The sequence below is a fragment of the Idiomarina ramblicola genome (assembly GCF_003987255.1).
GTDB classification, from domain to species: Bacteria; Pseudomonadota; Gammaproteobacteria; order Enterobacterales; family Alteromonadaceae; genus Idiomarina; species Idiomarina ramblicola.
The window spans coordinates 114,631-136,668 of record NZ_PIQC01000008.1; the positions used below are offsets into that span (position 1 = coordinate 114,631).

Genomic DNA, 22,038 nt, shown 5'->3' on the forward strand with positions numbered 1-22,038 from the left:
GAACACCTCGGTGAATTTTTGCATTTAATACTAGCAGCTAATTCAGTAATGACTGAGTGATTAAGCCTATGAGCAAAACAATGGCGAGGCTAGTGATTGTGCCTAGCAAGACATATTCGTGTTTGCTCTCTTCTTTGAATCGCAGAATTGACTTTGCCGCAATAACGAGTCCAATAGCGGTAAATTGATTCATTAAAATAAGCGTTAAAATAATAAATCGCTCTAGAATACCAATTAAGGAGCCAGCTTTATCCAGTTGTTCATCGGCGTCTTGATTATTACTGTCGACTTTATTTGATAAACGCCAGGGTCGGAGTACGAACTGAATAAGAAGAGAAGTTGGCCTTAAAATTAGCAGGTAAGCAAGTGCGACTGCGACAAACTCCAACGTGAGCGCTTCTTGCAGTGTGCCCAGATTGATAAAGGCAAAGTAGCCGAATAGGTATGCCCAGACACTGAGAATAACAATTGAGTGTAGCAACTGATCGACGGTAAAACAGAGTAGCGAACCTTTGCATTTAGACAAGCGTGATTTAATGAGATCAATCACGAAATGAGTGCCACCGATAACGAAACTTGCCCATATCAGAGCGAACTCAAAGCTTGAGGTAAACGACAGAACGATAAGAGCCAGAAAGGTATGAGACCCTGCGTGCCTAAGGTTTGCCAGTAATGAGACTTTAGCTTCTTTAGAGGACTTACTTTTTATGCTGCGACCGGTTTGCAAATAGAAGTCACCGACAACATGAGCCAAAATTAACAGAGCCAGTATGACAAAGTGATCAATCATGATTTAGCTCCTCACGAACCAGTGTCTCAAAATAGTGAATCGAGTCAGCAACAAGTAGATATTCACTGCCATTAAGTATTTTTGTCGTATTAGCACGGCTTTTGTTCAGCTTATTTGCCAACTGGGCGTGCGTTTGTGAGTCATCCATTAAATAAAAATAGAGTGCTTCAGATTGCGTGGATGTTAAAGAGCTAAGATGAGTGTCGAGTAACTTCACAACAATAGGAATATGACGGTTTAACAGTTTGTTTTCCGAGCTAAACACGAGGCGATGTGACTTCATTTCATCGAGGTGTTTACCCGATAAAATAAAGGCTTGCCCAGTAGAAGTTTTCACATCCTTTCTTAGATCTTTTACGTTACCGATGGCGATACTCTGACGCACGTCGATTTTATAATTATTAGATTTGAGCTTAAGTCGAATCAATATTGCAGCTTTTAAAGCTGCCCGGGGACAAAAAAAGGTGATTTGAAAAGAGTCGCCCCGGTAGATATCGAAAGTAGCCTTGTTGCTGGCTTCAAAGGAGGTCAGCTCGTTTTTAAGCTGTTTTAGTAGCTCATCATAATGCGGTGAACTCAAACTTCGTGAGTCAACGATGTCACCGGTGATAACTGCTATAACGTGCTTCTTCATATGATTGTCCAAATGAGCCGAAAGAAAAGTAACCGATTGTAGTTACATTAAAGAATGTAGCCGTTTTTGGTTACTTTTTCAAATGTAACTAAATTGAGTTACATCTAAGCGACTTTCTGGCGACTCCTGAAGAGCCGAGCTGTTATGAGTGAAGGGACGATACATGAAAAGCGGTATGAAGGAGTAAGTGGGGGGCTGAGGCCCTCTGATTCTCTCAGAGGGCCCAGTATTTCAGTTAGCGTAGAGTAACAAACTCCTCAGCACTGGTTGGATGCAGAGCCACAGTTGAGTCTAAATCGGCTTTCGTCGCACCCATTTTCAGCGCTACGGCGAAGCCTTGTAAGATCTCATCCATGCCTTCGCCAATACCGTGAATGCCAACCACTTTTTCTTCCTGACCATGGCAAACCAGCTTAAAGTAGCTGAGGGCACGGTGTGGGGTGACAGCGTTGTACATTGCCGCGAACGATGACTTGTACACGCTAATGTTGTCTTCACCGTATTTGAGTTTCGCGTCTTCTTCGCTTAGACCAACGGTACCAATGGTCGGGTGACTGAACACAACGGTAGGAATATTTTCGTAGTCCATGTGTGCGTTGGGCATGTTGTTAAACAAGCGCTCCGCGAGCAAACGTCCGGCCTTGATAGCGACAGGTGTTAGTGCGGCAGCGCCGGTATTATCGCCAACGGCGTAAATGCCTTGCACGTTCGTATTCTGGAACTTATCGACGTTGATATAGCCGTCATTATCCAGTTCTACACCGGTGCACTCTAAATTGATTTTATCGGTGGCGGGTACGCGACCTATTGCCCACACTAAACAGTCCACGCCCTCCATTGACTGACCATTTTCAAAGTGCAGCGTTAAGGTGCCATCATCTTGTTTAACCACTTTTTGAACCGTTGTTTCGGTGTGAAGCTCGGGACCATCCTGTTTCATGCGCTCTAGCAAGCCGTCGGTAATGTCCTTATCGAACGTGCGCAGTGGCCGGTCACGACGAACCATCAGATGCGTGTCTGTGCCCAGGGCATGGAAAACACCGGCAATTTCAACCGCAATATAGCCGGCACCAACAACAGCCGCTTTTTTAGGCTGTTCAGTAAGCGCAAAAAAGCCGTCAGAGTCGATACCATGCTCAGCACCAGGAATTTCCGGAATCATCGGGCGTCCGCCGGTGGCAATGGTAATGTGGTCAGCCGTAATTTTCTCGCCGTTAACTTCAACCGTTTTGTGGTCAACGAAGGTGGCAAAGCCTTCAATAAATTCGACACCGTTGCCCTGAAAGCCGCGATGGTAACCGCCGTGAATACGTTCAATATAGGCTTCACGATTCTGAACCATGGTGGCCCAGTCGAAGCCTTTTTGTTCAAGGTCGAAGCCGTATGAAGGCGAGTATTTTATGGCTTCGGCAATATGAGCGCCATACCACATGACTTTCTTAGGGACACAGCCTAGGTTCACGCAGGTGCCGCCAACCGAGTTCGCTTCAATAACAGCGGCTTTCGCGCCACGAATTGCTGCGCGGTTGGCTGAGGCAATACCGCCACTACCGGCACCTATCGCAAGATAGTCATAATGTCTGCTCATACTGCTTAACTCCTGTGCTTAATTCAAAAACTGCGCATATCTTGAATAAAAACCCCGTATCTTGCAAATAAAGACACGGGGTTGTCATGCTTTTTATACCGATAGAGGCAATCGAAAGATCAGTTTATAACGCTGCTTTTAACGACCATCGGCAGGTAACTGCTCTTTGACGAACTCGGTCATCATAGTACGCAGGTGCAACGTTGTGCCTTCACCTTCGTAAATGCCGTGAGAGCGGTTCGGGTAGGCAAAAAACTCAAATTGCTTACCGTGTTTAATTAACTCATTCACCAGCCGTTCGCTGCCTTGAAAGTGGACGTTATCGTCTCCGGTACCATGTACTAACAATAAGTCACCTTCCAGGTTCTCTGCATGAGTAATCGCCGAGGTTTCCTCATAGCGCTCTGCCGACTCAGGCAACAAACCAGAGTACCGTTCCTGATAAATGGTGTCGTACAAGGTCAAATCGGGTACCGGTGCTAGCGCCATACCCATGTGGTAAGCATCAGGGTAACGGAATAACGCGTTCAGGGTTTGCGAACCACCGCCGCTGTGTCCCCAAATACCGACACGGCTTTCATCAATAAAGTCCCAGCGTTCCAGCATTTGTTGCAACGCATCGTACTGATCGCGAACGGTGACAACGCCCAGATTTTTGTAAATAGAACGGCGCCAGTCAAAGCCGCGTGGTGACTTGGTACCACGGTTATCAATAGAGGCCACAATATAGCCCTGCTGCGTCAGCATGGTGTGCCACAAATACAGTGAGCCACCCCATTTATTGGCCACAGTCTGCCCCCAGGGTTCGCCGTAAACGTAGAACAAAATGGGGTATTCTTTGCTCGGATCAAAGTCGGTTGGCTTCATAATGTAGCCATCCAGTTCCAGTCCGTCGCGTGCTTCCACACGGAAGAATTCTACCGGCTGCTTCTCAACGCTTTCAATCGCCTGTTGCACGTCACTGTTGTCCACTACCGTACGAATAGCTTTATGATCCGGCAATGAAATCATCTTGGTAACAGGCACTTGGTTCACAGAGTGAAAAGTATGTTCTGCGTATTTAGCGTCTTGCGAAATACTGTAGCTGTGGGTGCCTTCCATGCCCGGGGTCAGACGTTCTAAACGACCACTGCCGTCTAAGCTGGCGCGGAATAAATAGCGTTCTAATGGCGTTTCAGGTGAGGCAATAAAATACACCCAGCCATCTTCTTCGTTCACACGCAGCACTTCGACAACGTCCCAGTTACCGCGGGTGATGACCGTGGTTCTGCCCGAGTCGCGTTGCACACGATAAATATGACGGTAACCGCTGCGCTCGCTTAGCCAGGTAAATTCGCGACCATCATTTAAAAAGTGAATGTCGTCTACATACTCGGCCCACGAGTCGGTATTTTCTCTTAATAATTCCTGGCTACGACCAGTTTCAATGTCACTGATAAAGGCACGATTTATGTGTTGCTTGCGAGTGAGTTGCTGAATCAATAACTTTTCACTGTTGCCTGCCCAGTTCATACGCACCAGATAATGTTGGCGCGGGTCGCCGGGAATATCCATCCATTGGGTTTTACCACCGCTGGCGGGCATAACGCCAATGCGCATAGCGGCGTTGGTTTCGCCTACTTTTGGATAAGGAAACTCTTTTAACGTCGGGTAGAGTTCGTCGGTGTTGTTGATCATGGTGAATACCGGCGTACCCTCTGTGTCCAGCTGCCAGTAAGCAATGTGCTGACCGTCCGGGCTCCAGCGGAAACCGTCACGCAGGAAGAATTCTTCTTCATTCACCCAGTCAAAGGTGCCGTTCACAATGGTTTCGTTGCCGTCATCGGTCAGAGAGGTAATGCGAAAACTACCGAGATCCTGTACGTAAATGTTGTTCTGCATAACGTAGGCGACTTTGGTGCCCTGCGGATTAAACTTGGCAAACTGCAGGGTCGACTCGGGGGCATTACCGCCAAGTTTTCGCAGTTCGTTGCTGCTGCGGTCTAGTACCCAGTAGTCGCCCAGCGTATGAGTACGCCATGAGCGTTTGGTATTGGTGAAAATAAGCACTTTATCGCCATCGTCAGACCAGACGTAATCGGCAATATCCAGAGCTGAGTCCTTACCTTTCGGGGTAAGCTGTTCGGCGCTGACTAACACGGTGCGTTCGTTAGTCTCCGGATGATAGCGCACAATATCGCGGCCATCGGCTGAATCAGATTGTTCCAGAGTGGTGTAACCTGAGCCGTTTTTCAACCAACGGGTGGGCGCCGGGCGATCAACACGAAACGTATCGCTGGCAAAAATCTTTTCAGATGTGAGCTGGCTACTTCCCGTAACTTCAGCCGGCTTTGATTCTTCGGCGGGCTGTGTACCACCCAGATTACTACAGGCGCTTAAGGTGATAATGGCCGTAACGCCGGCCATTAAACGCAAAGAGCGAAAAGAGGTGTCAGACATGACATTTACCTTTATTCTGATTTATTAACGATTCGATAATACCGTAAAAAACGCAGGAAACCACATAAGCGTGGTTGAAGACTAGCCTAAAGCCCCAATATCCACTGTAAGCATTTTGAAAAAATTGAGGTAACAATGAGCCGTAATCCGTTATTAGAACAGAGCCAGCTTCCTGACTTTGAGCAAATTAAACCTGAGCACATTCAGCCCGCCGTTGAAGAAGCGATAGAGCATGCCCGGCAGACTATTGATGAGGTACTGGCGCGAGGGGACTTCAGCTGGAACGGATTAATTGAGCCTTTAACCGACGCCGATGAAAAGCTCGAGCACGTGTGGGCACCGGTGTCTCATTTAAATTCGGTGGTAAGCACGACCGAGCTGCGTGAAGCCCACGACAGCTGTCTGCCACTGTTGTCTGACTATGCGACCTATGTTGGCCAGCACAAAGGCTTATTTGATGCGTATCAAGCGCTTCGCGACAGCGATGAGTTTGCAGCATTAACCGAAGCGCAGCAAAAATTGATTAACGACACACTACGTGACTTTCGTTTGTCGGGTGTCGATTTACCCGAAGACAAGAAGAAGCGTTACGCCGACATTTCTTCTCGTTTGTCTGATTTATCCTCAACCTTCAGCAACAACTTGCTCGACGCGACCCACGCGTGGACCTGTCTGATTACTGATGAAAGTCGCTTATCCGGGCTGCCCGACAGTATCAAAGAAGCGGCGAAAGAAACCGCAGCAGACCAGGAAAAAGAAGGCTGGTTGTTCACTTTAGATATTCCAAGCTACCTGCCGGTTATGCTGTATGCCGAAGACCGGGAGCTGCGCAAAGAAATGTATCAGGCTTTTGTGACCCGGGCGTCAGAAACCGGCCCGAACGGTGGCAAATTTGATAACTCAGAAGTGATGGATGAGACGCTGGCTTTGCGTCATGAAATGGCAAAGCTGCTTGATTTTAATGACTTCGCCGAAATGTCGTTAGCAACAAAAATGGCAGAGTCACCAGATCAGGTGCTGGGCTTTGTGAAAGACTTAGCTGACAAATCTATGCCGCAGGCAAAAGCAGAATACGCTGAGGTGGAAGCTTTTGCCAAAGAGCAGGGCGCCGAAAAAATGGAAGCCTGGGACGTGCCTTACTTCAGCGAGCAACTGAAGCAACAACGCTATTCCATTTCCGATGAATTGTTGCGTCCTTATTTTCCCGAACAGCAAGTACTGAACGGCTTGTTCGACGTGGTTAAGCGTTTGTTTGGCATGACAGTCAGTGAACAAAAAGACGTAAAAACCTGGCACGACAATGTGCGCTTCTTCCGTATTCACGATGCCGATGGGCACTTGCGTGGCAGCTTCTATCTGGATCTCTACGCGCGTTCAGGCAAGCGTGGTGGCGCCTGGATGGCGGACTTTGTTGGCCGCCGGGTTCATGCCGGCGGTGAGTTGCAAAACCCGGTCGCTTTCTTGACCTGTAACTTTAGTAAGCCCGTGGGTGGTAAGCCTGCTCTGTTTACGCATGACGAAGTACTGACGTTATTCCATGAGTTTGGTCACGGTTTGCACCACATGCTGACACAAGTCGATACGGCAGGCCTTTCTGGTATCAACGGTGTTGAGTGGGACGCCGTGGAACTGCCAAGCCAGTTCTTAGAAAACTGGTGCTGGGAACCGGAAGCACTGGCGCTTATTTCTGGCCACTACGAAACCGGCGAACCATTACCACAGGAACTGCTGGATAAAATGCTGGCGGCACGTAACTACCAGTCGGCTATGCAAATGATGCGTCAGTTAGAGTTCTCGTTATTTGATATGCGAATACATCATGAGTTTGATGAAAGCAAAGGCGCACGCATTAGCGAAATTTTGAGTGAAGTTCGTGAACAGACCTCGGTGCGTATTCCGCCGGAATACAATCGTTTCCAGCACAGCTTTGGTCATATTTTTGCGGGTGGTTATGCGGCTGGTTACTACAGCTACAAATGGGCAGAAGTGCTGTCGTCGGATGCGTTCGCTCGCTTTGAAGAAGAAGGCATTTTCAGTGCCGCAGCCGGGCGTGACTTCCTGCAAATTATTCTGGAGCGCGGTGGTAGCCGTAAAGCTGCTGACCTATTCCGGGAGTTCCGGGGTCGTGAACCGAGCGTTGAACCGTTGCTACGTCATAGTGGCATCAAGGCTGAATAATACTAGGGCGCTGAGGCTATGAGGGCTCTTCATGAGGACGCCCACAAGTACATCCCTGTAGGGCTTGAGCAGCGCCATCCATGGCGCTGCACACCTCTTGAAGAGCCCTCAAAGCCTTTGTGGCACCCTAATACTATGCAGCGGATGCCATGACTAGATTTACGACGCCGACTAGACCTAAAACAAACAGAATGGTCAGTATAACGCCAATGATGATGTAGGCTTTTGGACTCCCATGCTGGAAGTCACGTTGGCGGTTTTTTTCGGTCTGCACACCTAAAAAAGCGGCGAGCACACTCACCACCATACTCACAATGCCGAGTTTAGGCGCTTTGCTATCGGAAGAATCTGACATTAATCGGTGTATTCGTTTTGGTAGTGTTTTTTGCTGCTGTCGCTTGAGCTCGAGATTAACTCAACCAAGTCGAAAAAGTGGAATTGTACCGAACGGCTGTCACCCGTTAACCAACTAAGCCAAGTGACTTGCTCGGCTGCCAGCTGGCACTGAGCTGAACTTTTGCTCTGCTCGGTTTCAGGCATTAACTGTTGGCATTTTTGGGTGGCATTTTGCTGGGCCATAAGAGACGACGGGCTCACCAAAGCAAATGCGGTAAACGCAGTTAATGCCAGTGATGTAATTATTGTGAGTAGTCGCATGAAGCCTCTCCAAAGTCTAGATTGACCAATTTATCAGCGATTTTGTAAAAATTCTAGTCATCGATGTGAATTTTTTTGTCAGGGCTTAACTGCTACAATAGGTCTCTTTTTAAGACTGGTCAGGAAAACGAACGATGAAACCATTAATAGCACCCTCTATACTGTCAGCCGACTTTGCCCGTTTGGGCGAAGAAGTCGATACGGTGTTAAGTGCCGGTGCCGACGTTGTACACTTTGATGTTATGGACAATCATTATGTGCCCAACCTGACTATCGGGCCCATGGTTTGTAAAGCGTTGAGAGATTACGGTATAAAGGCGCCCATCGATGTACATTTGATGGTAAAGCCCGTTGACCGGATTATTCCTGACTTTGCAGAAGCCGGCGCGTCTATTATTACCTTCCACCCAGAAGCTTCAGATCACGTCGATCGTACTTTGCAGATGATTCACGAACAGGGGTGTCAGGCCGGCCTGGTGTTAAACCCTGCAACGCCGCTGCACTGTCTTGATTATGTGATGGATAAAGTGGATGTCATTCTGCTGATGTCAGTTAACCCGGGCTTTGGTGGCCAGTCGTTTATTCCATCCACGCTGGCTAAACTAAGAGCCGTGCGAAAGCTGATCAATGAAAGTGGGCGCGATATCCGGCTGGAAGTGGATGGTGGTGTTAAGGTTTCAAATATTGGTGAGATTGCGGAAGCGGGCGCGGACATGTTCGTTGCTGGTTCAGCGATTTTTAATACGGATGATTACGCCAGTGTCATCCAGACAATGCGCGATGAAATCGCTGCGGTAACAGGTTCGTAGAGGAAAAAGAATGTCAAAACCAATCGTATTAAGTGGTTGTCAGCCGTCGGGACAGTTGTCTATTGGTAATTATATTGGTGCGCTACGTCAGTGGGTGAATATGCAGGAGACCCATGACTGCAAGTTCATGCTGGTTGATCAACATGCTATCACCGTGCGCCAGGAGCCTGAAAAACTGCAACAGGCAACTCTGGATGGTCTGGCGCTGTATCTGGCCTGTGGCCTGGATCCGCAAAAAAGCACCGTGTTCATTCAGTCGCACGTTCCTGAGCATACTCAACTGGCCTGGGTTTTGAACTGCTATACGCAAATGGGCGAGTTAAATCGGATGACGCAGTTTAAAGACAAGTCGCAGCGTCATGCCAATAATATTAACGCGGGATTGTTTACCTATCCGGCGCTGATGGCGGCAGACATCCTGTTGTATCAGGCAAACGAAGTGCCGGTAGGTGATGACCAGAAGCAGCATCTGGAAATGACCCGTAATGTCGCCGAGCGTTTTAATAATTTGTATGGCGATATCTTTACGATTCCAGAGCCAATGATTCCAAAAGTGGGGGCGCGGGTCATGTCGCTGCAAGAGCCGACTAAGAAAATGTCAAAGTCGGACGATAACCCGAATAACTTTGTGGGCTTACTGGAAGAACCGAAGAAGATTCTGAAAAAAATCAAGAAAGCCGTTACCGACTCTGATGAGCAGGCACGCATTTATTTCAATCCAGAAGAAAAACCAGGCGTCTCGAATTTACTGAGCATTATGTCAGCCGCTACGGGTAAGTCGATAGATGAGCTTGTACCGGAATACGAAGACAAAATGTACGGGCATTTAAAAGTTGACGTGGCGGAATCCGTGGTTGCGATGCTTGAACCTATTCAGCAGCGGTATCATGAAATGCGTAACGATCAGGCATTTTTGCAGGAAGTTATGAAACAAGGGGCTGACAAGGCACGCGAAGCGTCAGCAAAAACATTATCAGATGTTTATAAAGCGGTAGGTTTTGTGCCTTACCCGGGATAGCAATAACCTTGGCAAATTCATTAACATGATCGTTCTTATTGATAATTTTGACTCGTTTACTCATAACCTGGCCCGATATTTTCGTGAATTAGGAAAAGAGATCGAGGTTTTTCGAAATAACGAAGTAACGATTTCAGAGATTGAGAAATTATCACCTGAAGCTTTGGTTATATCACCGGGTCCATGCACGCCAAATGAGTCGGGAGTCTCTTTGGCTGCGATTGAACATTTCTGTAATAAACTTCCGATACTGGGTGTTTGTCTTGGCCATCAGGCATTGGCCCAGGTGTTTGGTGCCGACGTTGTCAGGGCAGAAAAAGTCATGCATGGAAAAACATCGCTTGTCCGGCACACTGGGCAGGGGCTTTTTCAACAGTTAGATAACCCTCTGGAAGTTACCCGTTACCATTCGCTGGTGGTTTCCCCATCCAGTTTGCCAACAGATTTTTTAATTGATGCCGATACAGAAACCGAGCAGGGACTGCGGGAAATTATGGCAATAAGACACCGTGACTTGCCTCTATTTGGAGTCCAGTTTCACCCAGAATCTGTGATGACATCTCAGGGACATCATCTGTTAGCGAATTTTTTACGTTATATACGATAATCGGTAAGTAGTATTTATAAATCTTATTCAAGATAATGCTGCCGCAGTTCAGTTAATATCGAGGTAATATGTTCCACTTTTTTGCGGGTACGACAGAGGGCGGTAGTAATGATCCGGCTCTGCGTTTAGAAAAGCGTTTTATCAACTATTTGATAAGTTTTCCGTTTGCACGCAAAGCTCGTTCAAAGGCGGACGGCACTGACGAAGAAGATAAGGAACAATTACGTCAATTGTTGGAAGTAGAACGCCTGAACTATGAAGAGCGCGACCGCAAGGTTCAGGCGCGGCAACGTTATGCCGACCGTATTTCTGATGAGCTGCATGAGGAAATTTATCACCGCGCGTTGAAAACGATTGATGATGGCAATTACATTCGTGAGCGGTTGATCCCTTTACCTGAGAATTTGCCGGAGCTGCTGGATACGTTGAGCTTAAAAGCAGCTTCGATGCGTCGGGTTGAGTCCGTGGTGCAGGGCATGGACTGGTTCCACACGGGATTAATTCGCACGGTAAACCAACCGCCTTTTATCGACAGAAATAAACAGGTAAAAATTGATAATTTGCGTGTGGCTATGAGCTTTGTGGGTACAGAAAACCTGCGCTTGCTGGCGCCTGCATACATTATGCAAAATTGGTTGCCACCCGCGACGCAGCCTTTCACCTTGTTCCGCCGCAAAATTTGGGAACACTCATTAGGTACCGCTATTGCTGCGCACAATATTGCTGTGGAACGCAAGCTGCGTGATCCTGTCTTGGCCTATACTATCGGGATGTTTCATGAGCTTGGGAAGATTGCACTGACTAAACTGTATCTGCGGTTGTTTGATGACGTGCAGCGCGAGTTTGCAATGGCAAGTGTTAACGACCAATCACCTGAGCGTCACAATACAATTATCAAGCTTGCTCCGGATGAACGCTTTTTACGTGACCTGATGCTGGAAAAAGATAAAGAAGTGAGTTATCTCGTGGCCGAAGGTTGGGAGTTAAAACGTGTTCCTGTCAGTAAGCACTTACTGGCTTTTACGCAAAGCCAAGGTAAGGAATATGAATCGGAATATGCTGAAGTGTTAGCTCAGGCAAATGCTTATTGTGAATTCAGAATGCTGAGAGAAGTGGATTTAGCCAGTCTGGAAGAAGGTAAACACTTGCTGAATAAGTACTCACTAACAGCCGGAACTATTGCAAGATTGAATAACGTGAGTTTAAAACGTCCGCCAATTGTTGTACCAGATTAGCATCAGCATTCAAATTCTGTATCGATCAACAAATGATCGAAAACTTCTATGATGTGCGCTTCTTCATCAGTGAAGCGCACACCGACACTGATCATTCCCCGTTCTTTCTTCTGATTCATAACTTGACCCGAAAGCATCAGTAAGTCCTTTTGTGAGCCCGAGCCGATACTGACTTTAATGTTCATATGGGTAACGTTGCCACCCTCGTTTTGAGCTTTAAAGAGTATTCGGCATCCGGCAGAAGAAATATCCACGATAACGCCACTGGCCAGCTTTTTCGTGTTGTCCGCCTGATTGTTATCTGCGGTGACATCGACAGGAATATGAGTGCGTACACGTTTTTGAGCCCGTAGTGCACGATTTTCTACTTGTTCAGGGTAGTCCAGATACAATAAGCGAAATGGAAAATTTGTTACTGCACGAATTTTCGTCTTAAACGCAATGCATTCACCGGCTTCACCTTCTAAAACCAGTCTGACAATGACCGGGTTACCTTCGAACAAAACATCCGCATAACTGCCTTCGGTGCGAGGATTGGGTTGCTTTAACAAAAGATAACGACCGGTATCAAAACCGACTAGTTGCAGTTTTGTTCGTACTTTTGTTGCAGACGCGAATTCAACGTCAATCATATCGCCTGGGCGTAAGTAAGCTAGCTTCAACTGTGGTTGAGATGAAGATTCCAGTGTTGGTGTCTGCTTTTCCATAAGACCCTCTGAATTGAAGCACCTGTTCAATAAAGTCAGGCTAAATTAAGCATTGATAAAAAGCAATGCAATTTTTCGTAGCTAAATGTTATAAGTTTTTAACAAATTATTTCTTGAAAAAATTATGACTAAAGATTCATCCTTTCTTTGTGCATTAGCATAACTATTCGTATCACCTGCAAGAAAAGCTGAAGCCCCTGTTTTTACGGTTTTATAAACGAATTACCACAGACAAAGTGAACAAATTTTGGCATAATAGTGGGCTAATTTAAGAGACGAATTTGTTGACACCTTTGTTAACTCGCTAAGGCGATAAGGACGAGAGTAATGACAGACAATAAGACAGTAAGCCGTGAAATGTTTAATGATGTAATGGTTCCAAACTATAACCCTGCATCAATGATCCCGGTTAAGGGCGAAGGCGCCCGGGTGTGGGATCAAGACGGTCGTGAATACGTTGACTTTGCGGGCGGTATTGCTGTGAACTGTCTTGGTCATTGCCATCCTGCTATGGTTTCAGCCCTGCAGGAACAGAGCCAGAAGTTGTGGCACTTAAGTAATGTCTTTACTAACGAACCGGCAATCCGTTTAGCGAAGAAGTTAACCGAAGCGACTTTTGCTGATCGTGTTTACTACGCTAACTCCGGCGCCGAGGCCAACGAAGCCGCATTAAAGCTGGCGCGTCGCTGGGCGATTGAAAAGCACGGCGAGCACAAGCAAAAAATCATTGCTTTCACTAAAGGCTTCCATGGGCGCACCTTCTTTACGGTAACTGTGGGTGGCCAGCCAGCCTACTCTGATGGCTTTGGGCCAAAGCCTGGTGGTGTTGATCACGTTGACTACAACAACATTGATGCGCTAAAAGCGCTGATTTCTGATGACACCTGTGCAGTCATGATGGAACCGTTGCAGGGCGAAGGTGGGGTGGTTAGCCCTGACGTTGAGTTTGTAAAAGCGGTACGTGAACTTTGTAATGAAAACGACGCGTTATTGATTTTTGATGAAGTACAAACAGGCTTTGGCCGTACCGGTAGTCTGTATGCTTATGAGCAACTGGGTGTCACCCCGGATATTCTGACGTCAGCCAAGGCTTTAGGTGGCGGCTTCCCTATTGGCGCTATGCTAACAACAACGCAAATTGCTGAGCATCTTAAACCGGGTACACACGGTAGTACGTATGGTGGTAACCCTTTAGCATGTGCTGTATCAGAAGCGGTGTTTGATGTTGTGAATACTAAAGAAACGCTGGACGGCGTGAAGCAACGTGAGCAGTGGTTCAAAGAGCAACTGACAGCGATTAACGAAAAATATAACGTGTTCAGTGAAATCCGTGGCCAGGGCTTATTGCTTGGTGCGGCAATGAATAAAGAATACGAAGGACGCGCGCGCGACTTCTTATTAGCAGGGCAAGAGCATGGGGTGATGGTATTGATAGCCGGTGCTAACGTCGTGCGTTTTACACCGTCACTGGTTATTTCTGAAGAAGACGTAAAAGAAGGCCTGCAGCGCTTTGAAAAAGCTGTTGCTCAGGTCGTCGGTCAATAACTGAGGCTGTTTTATGTTGCTAATCAGACCCATTAAGCCGTCAGATTACGAAGCGTTATATCAGTGTGCGATTGAGTCCGGGCATGGTTTTACCTCGTTACCGGTTGATCAGTCGTTACTTGAGCGCCGCATTAATGCGGCGCAAAAAGCGTTCGCGAAAGACACCGTTGAAACACCGGGCGATGAAAGCTACCTGTTTGTGATGGAAGATACCGAAACAGGGACTATTGCGGGTGTGAGTGGTATCGAAGCTGCGGTGGGTTTGAATGAAGCCTTCTGGCATTACCGGTTAGGTAAAGTTGTGCATCATTCAGAAAAGCTCAATATCTATAATGCGCTGGAAACTCTGACTCTGTGTAATGACTACACGGGTGTGTCCGAGTTATGCACCTTGTTTTTACGCGAACCTTATCGACACAATATGAACGGACGCACTTTGTCACGTTTTCGTATGCTCTTTTTGGCGCAATTTAAACAGCGCTTCAGTGACTGGGTAATAGCCGAAATGCGTGGTGTTTCAGATGAAAATGGCGATTCGCCATTCTGGAATTGGCTGGAAGAGAACTTTTTCTCAATGGACTTTCCTAAAGCCGACTACTTAAGTGGTATTGGCGATAAGGTCTTTATTTCTGAACTGATGCCACGTTTCCCTATTTACACCAACTTGTTGAGTAAAGAAGCACAAGCGGTTGTTGGCAAAGTTCACGATAATACCCGTCCCGCACTTAAGTTGCTGGAGTCGGAAGGTTTTCGCTTCCGTGGTTTTGTGGACATTTTTGACGCCGGGCCAACGGTTGAAGCGGAAGTTTGTAATCTTAACAGTGTCCGTAACAGTCGTTTAGTGCCGGTAGCGGTGCGCGATTCGGTAGCAGAAGGTGAGGGTGTTCCTCATATTGTGTGCAACACGCAATTGAAAAACTTCCGCGCCACCAAGTTGTCTTTGCCAAAAGGCGCAGAAGAACTCATATTGACGACAGAACAAGCACAGGCAATGCATTTAGAAAGCGGCGATGAAGCCCGCATTGTTGCACTCTAAGCAGGAGTAATTGTATGACGAACAGTATTCAGTTTATTGATGGTTGTTGGGAAGCTGGTGAAGGCCGGTTGTTCAAATCGATTGACCCGGCACGTGATGAAGTTATCTGGAGTGGCGAAGCGGCCAGCGAAACCCAGGTGGAAAAAGCGGTATTAGCTGCGAGAGCGGCTTTTCCTGAATGGGCAGAGCGAGGCCTGGAAGAACGCTTAGCTATTTGTAAGAAGTTTTCTGAGCTGCTGGAAGAAAATAAAGAACATTTGGCTAAAACCATGGCGAAAGAAACCGGGAAACCGGTGTGGGAAACTCGTACCGAAGTTGGCGCTATGATGGGCAAAGTGGCTATTTCTGAACGGGCCTACCATGAGCGCACCGGTACAGTTGAAAATGAAATGCCGGGAGCAAAAGCCTTTATCCGTCATAAGCCACACGGGGTTGTTGCGGTTTATGGCCCTTACAACTTTCCGGGACACTTACCAAACGGCCACATTGTGCCGGCACTAATTGCTGGTAACACAGTTGTGTTTAAGCCAAGCGAGCTGACCCCAATGGTTGCTCAGGAAACCGTTAAGCTGTGGGAAAAAGCGGGCATTCCAGCCGGCGTTCTAAACCTAGTCCAGGGCGAAGTTGAAACCGGTAAAGCATTGTCGGCACACCCGCAAATTGATGGCCTGTACTTTACCGGCTCATCAAACACCGGGCACTTGTTGCACAAACAATTTGGCGGTCGTCCAGACAAAATTCTTGCGTTAGAAATGGGCGGTAATAACCCGCTGCTAGTGAAAAACGTGGCCGATGTCGATGCTGCGGTTCACAATATTGTGCAGTCGGCCTTTATTACATCCGGACAACGTTGTACCTGCGCACGTCGTTTATTCATTGAAGACTCCGAGCAAGGCCGGGCAGTGCTTGAACGCCTGATTGAAGTAACCGAAAATATTCTGGTTGACGATTACGAAGCCGACCCTCAACCGTTTATGGGCGCGATGATTTCTGCTAAAGCTGCGGCCGAAATGGTCGATGCACAGAATGAATTGCTGCATAAAGGGGCTAAATCGTTAGTTCGTATGAAGCAGGCAGACTCTAAAAAAGGCTTCGTAACACCGGGAATTGTTGACGTTACCGGGGTTGAAGGGTTACCAGATGAGGAACATTTCGGGCCACTACTCAAAGTGTATCGCTTTAAAGACATCGACGCGGCGATTAAAGAAGCGAACAACACTCGTTATGGGCTTTCAGCCGGCGTGTTGAGTGATGATGAGCAAACGTACCGTTATTTCTTCAAACACATTCGGGCCGGTATTGTGAACTGGAATAAGCCCATTACGGGCGCCAGCAGTGCAGCGCCTTTTGGTGGTATTGGTGCAAGCGGTAATCACCGTGCAAGTGCCTATTATGCTGCTGATTACTGTGCGTACCCAGTTGCTTCAGTTGAAGCCGATAGCATGAGTTTGCCTGAGAGTTTGGCTCCGGGACTTAAATTTTAACCACAATCTGTGCTAGTTTAACGGCTGGGCAACGTAGCAGATTGCCTGGCCGTGTAACAAAGAGAGACAGATGATAGTTGAAACAGACGGATACATTGAGCTAATCCAGTACCTGACGGGTCAGTTACCGGTCTTCACTGAACAAGGTAGTGGCGAAACAACCGCCGACTACACCTTGCGTGATTTAATGGAAGAGCGCTTATCAGAAAGCATGATGGCAGTTTTTGAGCAAAACGAGCTTGACCAGGAAATACGTCTGGATATTGTCCGTGAAACCGACGCTATCGTTTACGATTTAGAAGAAGTGCTATCCAAAGTTCTGGATACGCACCCTACCCCACAACAGGAAGCTTTCATTAACGAGTTTGTCGGTCTGGTGAAGAACCTTTTCGATGAGCGTCTGCGAAGTTATCGCCAGTAGTTTTACTGATTTCAGTAAGGATCTCTAAATGTCAGCAAATAATATGAGTGCCAAGGTCTCGTGGGTTGACGGCATGACCTTTGTCGCCACCTCAGGTAGTGGCCATCAAGTGGTGATGGACGGCGATAATCCGGGAAATGCGCCAAGTCCAATGGAAATGGTACTGATGTCGGCGGGTAGCTGCGCCTCGGTCGACGTGGTCAGTATATTAAAAAAGGCAAAGCAAAATCTTCAGCGTTGTTACTGCGAACTGTCCGGCACACGTGCTGAGTCTGTGCCTAAGGTGTTTACAGATATTCACCTGGAGTTTGTTGTGGTGGGTAATGATATTAATGAAAAGCATGTTGAGCGCGCGGTGAAACTGTCTGCCGACAAGTATTGCTCGGTTGCTAAAATGCTGGAAGCTTCTGTAAAGATGACACACAGTTACCGCATTGAATCTCCTCAACAAGACGACTAACTCTTGAACTATCGACATATTTTTCATGCGGGCAATTTTGCCGATGTGTTTAAACATTTGCTGCTGGCTCGCGCGCTTGAGTATTTCAAGCAAAAAGACAAACCTTATTTTGTGCTCGATACGCACGGTGGAATTGGCTATTACGATCTTCAGGGCGATGAGGCCATCAGAACAGCAGAAGCTGAGCAGGGGATCGTGCGCTTTGCAGAGCAAGCAGCGAATGAGCCTTTAGCCCGTCACTACTTAAAAATTGTTGACTCACTTAATGCGAGTGAAGATAACTTGCGCTATTACCCCGGTTCTCCGGTTATCACTTCTGAGTTTCTCCGTGATAATGACCGACTGGTGGTTTGTGAACTGCATAAAGAAGACGCGGAAACACTGAAACAAACCCCTTTAGGTAAAAACAAACAAGTGCAGATACTGGCACCGGTGGACGGCTATCAGGCTATGCGCGCGCAACTGCCACCACGGCAGAAGCGTGGCTTAGTGCTTATTGATCCGCCATTTGAAAACACCAGCGAGTTTGATGATGTGGTCAGTGCGCTCAAGCATGGTTTAAAACGTTGGCAAAGTGGCAGTTTCGCGGTCTGGTACCCAATTAAAGATGAGTTAAAAACGGCGGCTTTTCATCGTGACGTTGCCGCCGTAACGGGTATGCCGAAAACCTTGATTATAGAATTAAATATTCGTACTAATGATGAACGCAAAGGACTTCACGGTTGCGGGTTTCTTTGGGTTAATCCGCCTTTTGGGGTGGTTCAGGACAGTGAGCAACTGTTGCCCTTTTTGTGCAAGATTCTAGCTCAGGATAAAGGCGCCAACTTCCACAGCCGATGGCTGGTTAGTGAGTAGTTACTTACTTGAAATCCAGTCAACCTGACGACGAACCTGGTTTTTTCTTTCCATAATTTGTTCAATTAGCGGTTTCAGAATAAGCTCCATGGCTAATGCCATTTTCCCGCCGGGTACCACCAAAGTGTTGGTTCGCGACATAAAGGAGCCATCTATCATTTGCAGGTAATACGGGAAGTCGACATTTTTAATGCCGCGAAAACGTATGACGACAAAGCTTTCATCCAGTGACGGAATATCTTTGGCACTGAAGGGGTTTGAGGTATCAACGGTCGGCACCCGCTGAAAGTTGATATGAGTTCGTGAAAACTGCGGCACAATATGGTGAATATAGTCTTCCATGCCACGCACGATACTGGTTGTGACCGCTTCACGGGAGTGTCCGCGCTCTGAGGTATCGCGAATCAGCTTTTGGATCCATTCCAAGTTAACAATGGGCACCATGCCTATCAGTAAGTCAACATACTGCGCGACATCGTAGCCGCTACCACACACGCCGCCATGCAAGCCTTCATAAAACAAAGCATCGGTATTTTCGGAGAGCTCTTCCCAAGGGGTAAAGGTACCGGGCATTTGATTATAAGGCACGGCGTCGTCAAAACTGTGTAAGTATCGGCGAACCTTACCGTTACCTGTTTGCGAATAAGACCGGAATAACGATTCGAGACGATCAAAGTCGTTAGCTTCGGCACCAAAGTAGCTGATATGGCGACCTTGCTCTTGTGCTTTTCGAATAGCCAGATCCATTTCAGGACGAGAGTAGCGATGAAAACTGTCACCTTCCACAAAAGCCGCGCTGACATCTAGCGAACGAAAGATGTGGCGTACGGCCTGACCTGTGGTAGTGGTTCCTGCTCCTGATGAGCCGGTAACGGCAATTATCGGGTGCTTTGATGACATAACATTCTCGCAAACTTATTAAGAACAGTTGTTATACTGACCTGCTGTAGCAAGGTCAAGGTAAACTCGACTCTTTAATAGTGAGGTGGTGGTGGCTCAGTACCCGGATCGGATTCAGGGGATTGATTATCCTGCATTTGTTTCATGCGTTTTCCTAACCAGCGAATTTGTTTTTGCATATCACTCATTTGCTGAGTCTGCTCTGTAACTAAGCTATTCAAGGAGCTGATGGTGTCTTCCTGAAAGGTTAACTGCATCTCTAAATTAGCCAGTTGTTCTTCAATTTTCTTTGATGTCATTCTTTACTACCTGTTACGTCAATATTCCACCACTCGGCAAAGCCGGCAGAGCTCTCACTTGTCACCAGTTGCCGGTCTTCGTCAAAGACAACCGACAACACCGAAGCGTTGCTTGGGCGTCCGCCGTCGCGTAAATCGACTCGCCAATGCGTAAGCTGCTCTCCGGTCGATGTGTTCCAAATTGCAATCTGACGTGACGGCGATCCGGTAATGAGATAGTTGCCGGATGTGCTAAAGCGCGCGGCGCTAAAAATTTTATGGCGCTCCATGAATTTCAGTTCGGCCACGACTTCTCCATCTGGCAGAGAATGGATAATAGCGTTATCGGTTGCGTCTGCGACAAAGGCGAGTTGTCCGTCCGGGTGCAGAGCAACTTGAGTCATCCGGCCTTCCAGTGGCCAGCGGTGAACTATTTGTCCGCTACGAGTATCCCACAGAATCGCGGAATGGTCGTTTGAACCACTGAGTACATAAAAACCATTAGGAGAGATATCCAGTGCATTGATACTTTCTGTATGACCGTAAAATTCAATGCGTCTGCCCGATGCCGGATTGAAAGCAACTTGTGTACCGTCGCGTTTACCCAGCACGACAGTACCGCCTTTCTTGCTGACTACCAGTTTTTGTATGCCGCCGGAATCGATTTTCCAGAAGCCTAAATTTTCTCCGCTATTAATGTCCCACATTGAAAATTCTTTGCGAGATGCGGCAACAGCGACTGCGCCATCAGCACTGATATCAACGTCGATAATTTGCGAGACTTCGCTTTCGTTATGCTGCCATTGGTACTTGGCATTGGTGGCATGGCGAGGCCACAGTAGCAGGCCGGTTTCATCGGTAGAGACCAGGCTAAAGCTGCCATCGTCTGCAATATCGGCTGCGAATGTGCCGTTTTCAGCGTGTATCGTCTTGTTCACCTTCTCAGGTGAAGGTTGGCAACCCGCAACGACAACCAGCAGCGTAAACGCACCGCATAGCTTGAGAAAAGGCATAGGCAAGTTCCTTGTGGTTGTGTAGTATGGGTCTGTTACATATCACTATTATGGCATAGTCCGAAAGGATGCAAGACGATAATTGGAGAAAACGATGAAACAACTGATGAAGCCGTTAGCTATTTCAGCCATCGCGTTGGCGCTGACCGCTTGTTCACAAGAAAAATTTCCGGCGAATGAAACTGAATTAGCGACCGAGAAAGATAAGCAGGCTTACGCTTTGGGTTCTTCTGTTGGTGGCTTTATTGCGCGTAACCTGGAGCGTCAGGAAGAAGCTGACTACATGCTCGAGCGCGACGTTGTTATTGCCGGTTTTGTTGATGCTATCAAAGGCGACCCACAACTGAGTGACGAAGAAGCAGAAGAAATTTTAAATGCGATGCGTCAAGAAGTGATGGAGCAGCGCCAGAACGTTCTGGGAAAAAAATCAGCTGAGGAAGGTAAAGCTTATTTAGCCGAAAACGCCAAGAAAGAAGGTGTACAAACCACCGACTCGGGTCTTCAGTATGAAGTGCTGGAAGAGGGTGACGGCATAAGCCCATCTGAAACCGATATGGTTGAAGTTCATTATGAAGGGACGCTGATTAATGGTGAAGTATTTGATAGCTCTTATGAGCGCGATGAGCCAACCTCATTTCCATTAAACCGTGTTATTCCTGGCTGGACCGAAGGTCTGCAACTGATGAAAGAAGGCGGTAAATACCGTTTTGTTATTCCGGCGGAATTGGCATACGGTGAACGTGAAGTGGGTGGTGGTCAGATACCGCCAAATTCAACGCTGATTTTTACCGTTGAGTTGCTTGACGTGCAAAAAGACGAATTGGATACAGAGCAAGAGTAGTACAAATTTTATGTATAAAAAAAGCGCCGGCTTGCCGGCGCTTTTTTTGTTGAATGCCAGCCAGGTTAAGCGGATATCAAATTATGCTCATCTAAATGGTTGAGTAGCTTATCTTCAAATTCCATTCTTAATTCGAGCGCTTCCCCTAGTGCCGATAAATCTCTATCGAAGGTGTCACAGTGGTCTGTGGAACTGATATCCCCGTATTTATCATTAAAATCTAACGCAATATCGGTGGTATCAGAAATTAAAGGGAATAACTCATCGGCTAAGTCATCAACAGAGTTGCCCTGCGAGCTGGCTTCACGCACAATTTGATCATAAATTTCAAAGTGACCGCTAGAGACATAATCAACCAGTTGACCGCAGAAATTACGGATATCGACAACATCAGGTAAGCCTTGACGAATGCTTTCATAAGGAGGGAGCGCGGCAAGTTTAAAGTAATTGACTAATAAGTCCTGGCGTTCAGACAGCCAGAGATCGATAGTTTTATGAGCGCCACCCCAGCGCTTTTTTGCCTGCTCATTACGGCTTAACATG

23 protein-coding genes are annotated in these 22,038 nt (G+C 47.3%); 12 read left to right on the top strand and 11 right to left on the bottom strand.

Annotated elements, in window-relative coordinates:
* Positions 1-37 precede the first annotated feature (37 nt).
* From CWI78_RS11115 to CWI78_RS11130, 4 genes are all read right to left on the bottom strand, one after another.
* Positions 38-790 carry a DUF3307 domain-containing protein gene (locus CWI78_RS11115; protein ID WP_126782878.1) on the bottom strand — a complete coding sequence of 251 codons (753 nt, stop codon included), beginning with the start codon at positions 788-790 and terminating at the stop codon, positions 38-40.
* Complete coding sequence (locus tag CWI78_RS11120) at positions 783-1,424, bottom strand: hypothetical protein (protein ID WP_126782879.1); 642 nt, start codon at positions 1,422-1,424, stop codon at positions 783-785. The genes CWI78_RS11115 and CWI78_RS11120 overlap by 8 nt, the downstream gene beginning before the upstream one ends.
* 235 nt (positions 1,425-1,659) lie before the next feature.
* Positions 1,660-3,012, bottom strand: a complete 1,353-nt coding sequence (gorA, locus tag CWI78_RS11125; RefSeq protein WP_126782880.1) for a glutathione-disulfide reductase — start codon at positions 3,010-3,012, stop codon at positions 1,660-1,662.
* 138 nt (positions 3,013-3,150) lie between these two features.
* Positions 3,151-5,451 (bottom strand): S9 family peptidase, encoded by a 2,301-nt coding sequence (locus CWI78_RS11130; RefSeq protein ID WP_126782881.1) that lies wholly within the window; start codon positions 5,449-5,451, stop codon positions 3,151-3,153.
* 135 nt (positions 5,452-5,586) lie between these two features.
* On the opposite strand from CWI78_RS11130, the gene prlC reads away from it, so the two are divergent.
* Positions 5,587-7,629, top strand: coding sequence for an oligopeptidase A (gene prlC, locus CWI78_RS11135; protein WP_126782882.1), 2,043 nt, complete (start codon positions 5,587-5,589; stop codon positions 7,627-7,629).
* Between the two features lie 133 nt (positions 7,630-7,762).
* Here prlC and CWI78_RS11140 read toward each other — a convergent pair whose 3' ends face one another.
* Together CWI78_RS11140 and CWI78_RS11145 are read right to left on the bottom strand one after the other, a co-directional pair.
* Positions 7,763-7,984 carry a DUF2970 domain-containing protein gene (locus tag CWI78_RS11140; protein WP_126782883.1) on the bottom strand — a complete coding sequence of 74 codons (222 nt, stop codon included), beginning with the start codon at positions 7,982-7,984 and terminating at the stop codon, positions 7,763-7,765.
* Positions 7,984-8,286, bottom strand: a complete 303-nt coding sequence (locus CWI78_RS11145; RefSeq protein ID WP_126782884.1) for a hypothetical protein — start codon at positions 8,284-8,286, stop codon at positions 7,984-7,986. Before CWI78_RS11145 ends, CWI78_RS11140 begins: the two co-directional genes overlap by 1 nt.
* 134 nt (positions 8,287-8,420) lie before the next feature.
* On the opposite strand from CWI78_RS11145, the gene rpe reads away from it, so the two are divergent.
* The 4 genes from rpe to CWI78_RS11165 all read left to right on the top strand — a co-directional run bounded on the left by rpe (position 8,421) and on the right by CWI78_RS11165 (position 11,955).
* Complete coding sequence (gene rpe, locus CWI78_RS11150) at positions 8,421-9,095, top strand: ribulose-phosphate 3-epimerase (RefSeq protein ID WP_126782885.1); 675 nt, start codon at positions 8,421-8,423, stop codon at positions 9,093-9,095.
* 10 nt (positions 9,096-9,105) lie between these two features.
* Complete coding sequence (gene trpS, locus CWI78_RS11155) at positions 9,106-10,113, top strand: tryptophan--tRNA ligase (protein WP_126782886.1); 1,008 nt, start codon at positions 9,106-9,108, stop codon at positions 10,111-10,113.
* Positions 10,114-10,138: 25 nt separating this feature from the next.
* Positions 10,139-10,720 (top strand): anthranilate synthase component II, encoded by a 582-nt coding sequence (locus CWI78_RS11160; protein ID WP_126782887.1) that lies wholly within the window; start codon positions 10,139-10,141, stop codon positions 10,718-10,720.
* Between the two features lie 68 nt (positions 10,721-10,788).
* Complete coding sequence (locus CWI78_RS11165) at positions 10,789-11,955, top strand: HDOD domain-containing protein (RefSeq protein ID WP_126782888.1); 1,167 nt, start codon at positions 10,789-10,791, stop codon at positions 11,953-11,955.
* A gap of 2 nt (positions 11,956-11,957) precedes the next feature.
* On the opposite strand, the gene CWI78_RS11170 is transcribed toward CWI78_RS11165, so the two are convergent.
* On the bottom strand, positions 11,958-12,662 hold the full coding sequence (locus CWI78_RS11170) for a flagellar brake domain-containing protein (protein ID WP_126782889.1): 705 nt from the start codon (positions 12,660-12,662) through the stop codon (positions 11,958-11,960).
* Positions 12,663-12,989: 327 nt separating this feature from the next.
* On the opposite strand from CWI78_RS11170, the gene CWI78_RS11175 reads away from it, so the two are divergent.
* The 6 genes from CWI78_RS11175 (at position 12,990) to CWI78_RS11200 (ending at position 18,463) form a co-directional block, all read left to right on the top strand.
* A complete protein-coding gene (locus CWI78_RS11175; protein ID WP_126782890.1) occupies positions 12,990-14,207 on the top strand; it encodes an aspartate aminotransferase family protein in 1,218 nt (405 codons plus the stop codon).
* Between the two features lie 13 nt (positions 14,208-14,220).
* Complete coding sequence (astA, locus tag CWI78_RS11180; protein ID WP_126782891.1) at positions 14,221-15,243, top strand: arginine N-succinyltransferase; 1,023 nt, start codon at positions 14,221-14,223, stop codon at positions 15,241-15,243.
* Between the two features lie 14 nt (positions 15,244-15,257).
* Positions 15,258-16,727, top strand: a complete 1,470-nt coding sequence (gene astD / locus CWI78_RS11185) for a succinylglutamate-semialdehyde dehydrogenase (RefSeq protein ID WP_126782892.1) — start codon at positions 15,258-15,260, stop codon at positions 16,725-16,727.
* 70 nt (positions 16,728-16,797) lie between these two features.
* Entirely contained in the window at positions 16,798-17,148 is a 351-nt protein-coding gene (locus CWI78_RS11190; protein ID WP_126782893.1) for a DUF3802 family protein, read from the top strand.
* Positions 17,149-17,191: 43 nt separating this feature from the next.
* Positions 17,192-17,608 carry an OsmC family protein gene (locus CWI78_RS11195; RefSeq protein ID WP_208642052.1) on the top strand — a complete coding sequence of 139 codons (417 nt, stop codon included), beginning with the start codon at positions 17,192-17,194 and terminating at the stop codon, positions 17,606-17,608.
* A gap of 3 nt (positions 17,609-17,611) precedes the next feature.
* Entirely contained in the window at positions 17,612-18,463 is an 852-nt protein-coding gene (locus CWI78_RS11200) for a 23S rRNA (adenine(2030)-N(6))-methyltransferase RlmJ (RefSeq protein ID WP_126782895.1), read from the top strand.
* Here CWI78_RS11200 and CWI78_RS11205 read toward each other — a convergent pair whose 3' ends face one another.
* From CWI78_RS11205 to CWI78_RS11215, 3 genes are all read right to left on the bottom strand, one after another.
* Positions 18,464-19,363: a phosphoribulokinase gene (locus CWI78_RS11205; protein WP_126782896.1), complete on the bottom strand. Its 900-nt coding sequence runs from the start codon at positions 19,361-19,363 to the stop codon at positions 18,464-18,466.
* Between the two features lie 74 nt (positions 19,364-19,437).
* The gene (locus CWI78_RS11210) at positions 19,438-19,662 is read right to left on the bottom strand and encodes a SlyX family protein (RefSeq protein WP_126782897.1); all 225 of its coding nucleotides are present in this window, start codon (positions 19,660-19,662) and stop codon (positions 19,438-19,440) included.
* The gene (locus tag CWI78_RS11215; protein ID WP_126782898.1) at positions 19,659-20,654 is read right to left on the bottom strand and encodes a WD40 repeat domain-containing protein; all 996 of its coding nucleotides are present in this window, start codon (positions 20,652-20,654) and stop codon (positions 19,659-19,661) included. Before CWI78_RS11215 ends, CWI78_RS11210 begins: the two co-directional genes overlap by 4 nt.
* A 94-nt stretch (positions 20,655-20,748) precedes the next feature.
* On the opposite strand from CWI78_RS11215, the gene fkpA reads away from it, so the two are divergent.
* Entirely contained in the window at positions 20,749-21,495 is a 747-nt protein-coding gene (gene fkpA / locus CWI78_RS11220; RefSeq protein WP_126782899.1) for an FKBP-type peptidyl-prolyl cis-trans isomerase, read from the top strand.
* A 65-nt stretch (positions 21,496-21,560) separates the two neighbouring features.
* Here fkpA and rsd read toward each other — a convergent pair whose 3' ends face one another.
* On the bottom strand, positions 21,561-22,037 hold the full coding sequence (gene rsd, locus CWI78_RS11225; protein WP_126782900.1) for a sigma D regulator: 477 nt from the start codon (positions 22,035-22,037) through the stop codon (positions 21,561-21,563).
* Between the last annotated feature and the right edge of the window lies 1 nt (position 22,038).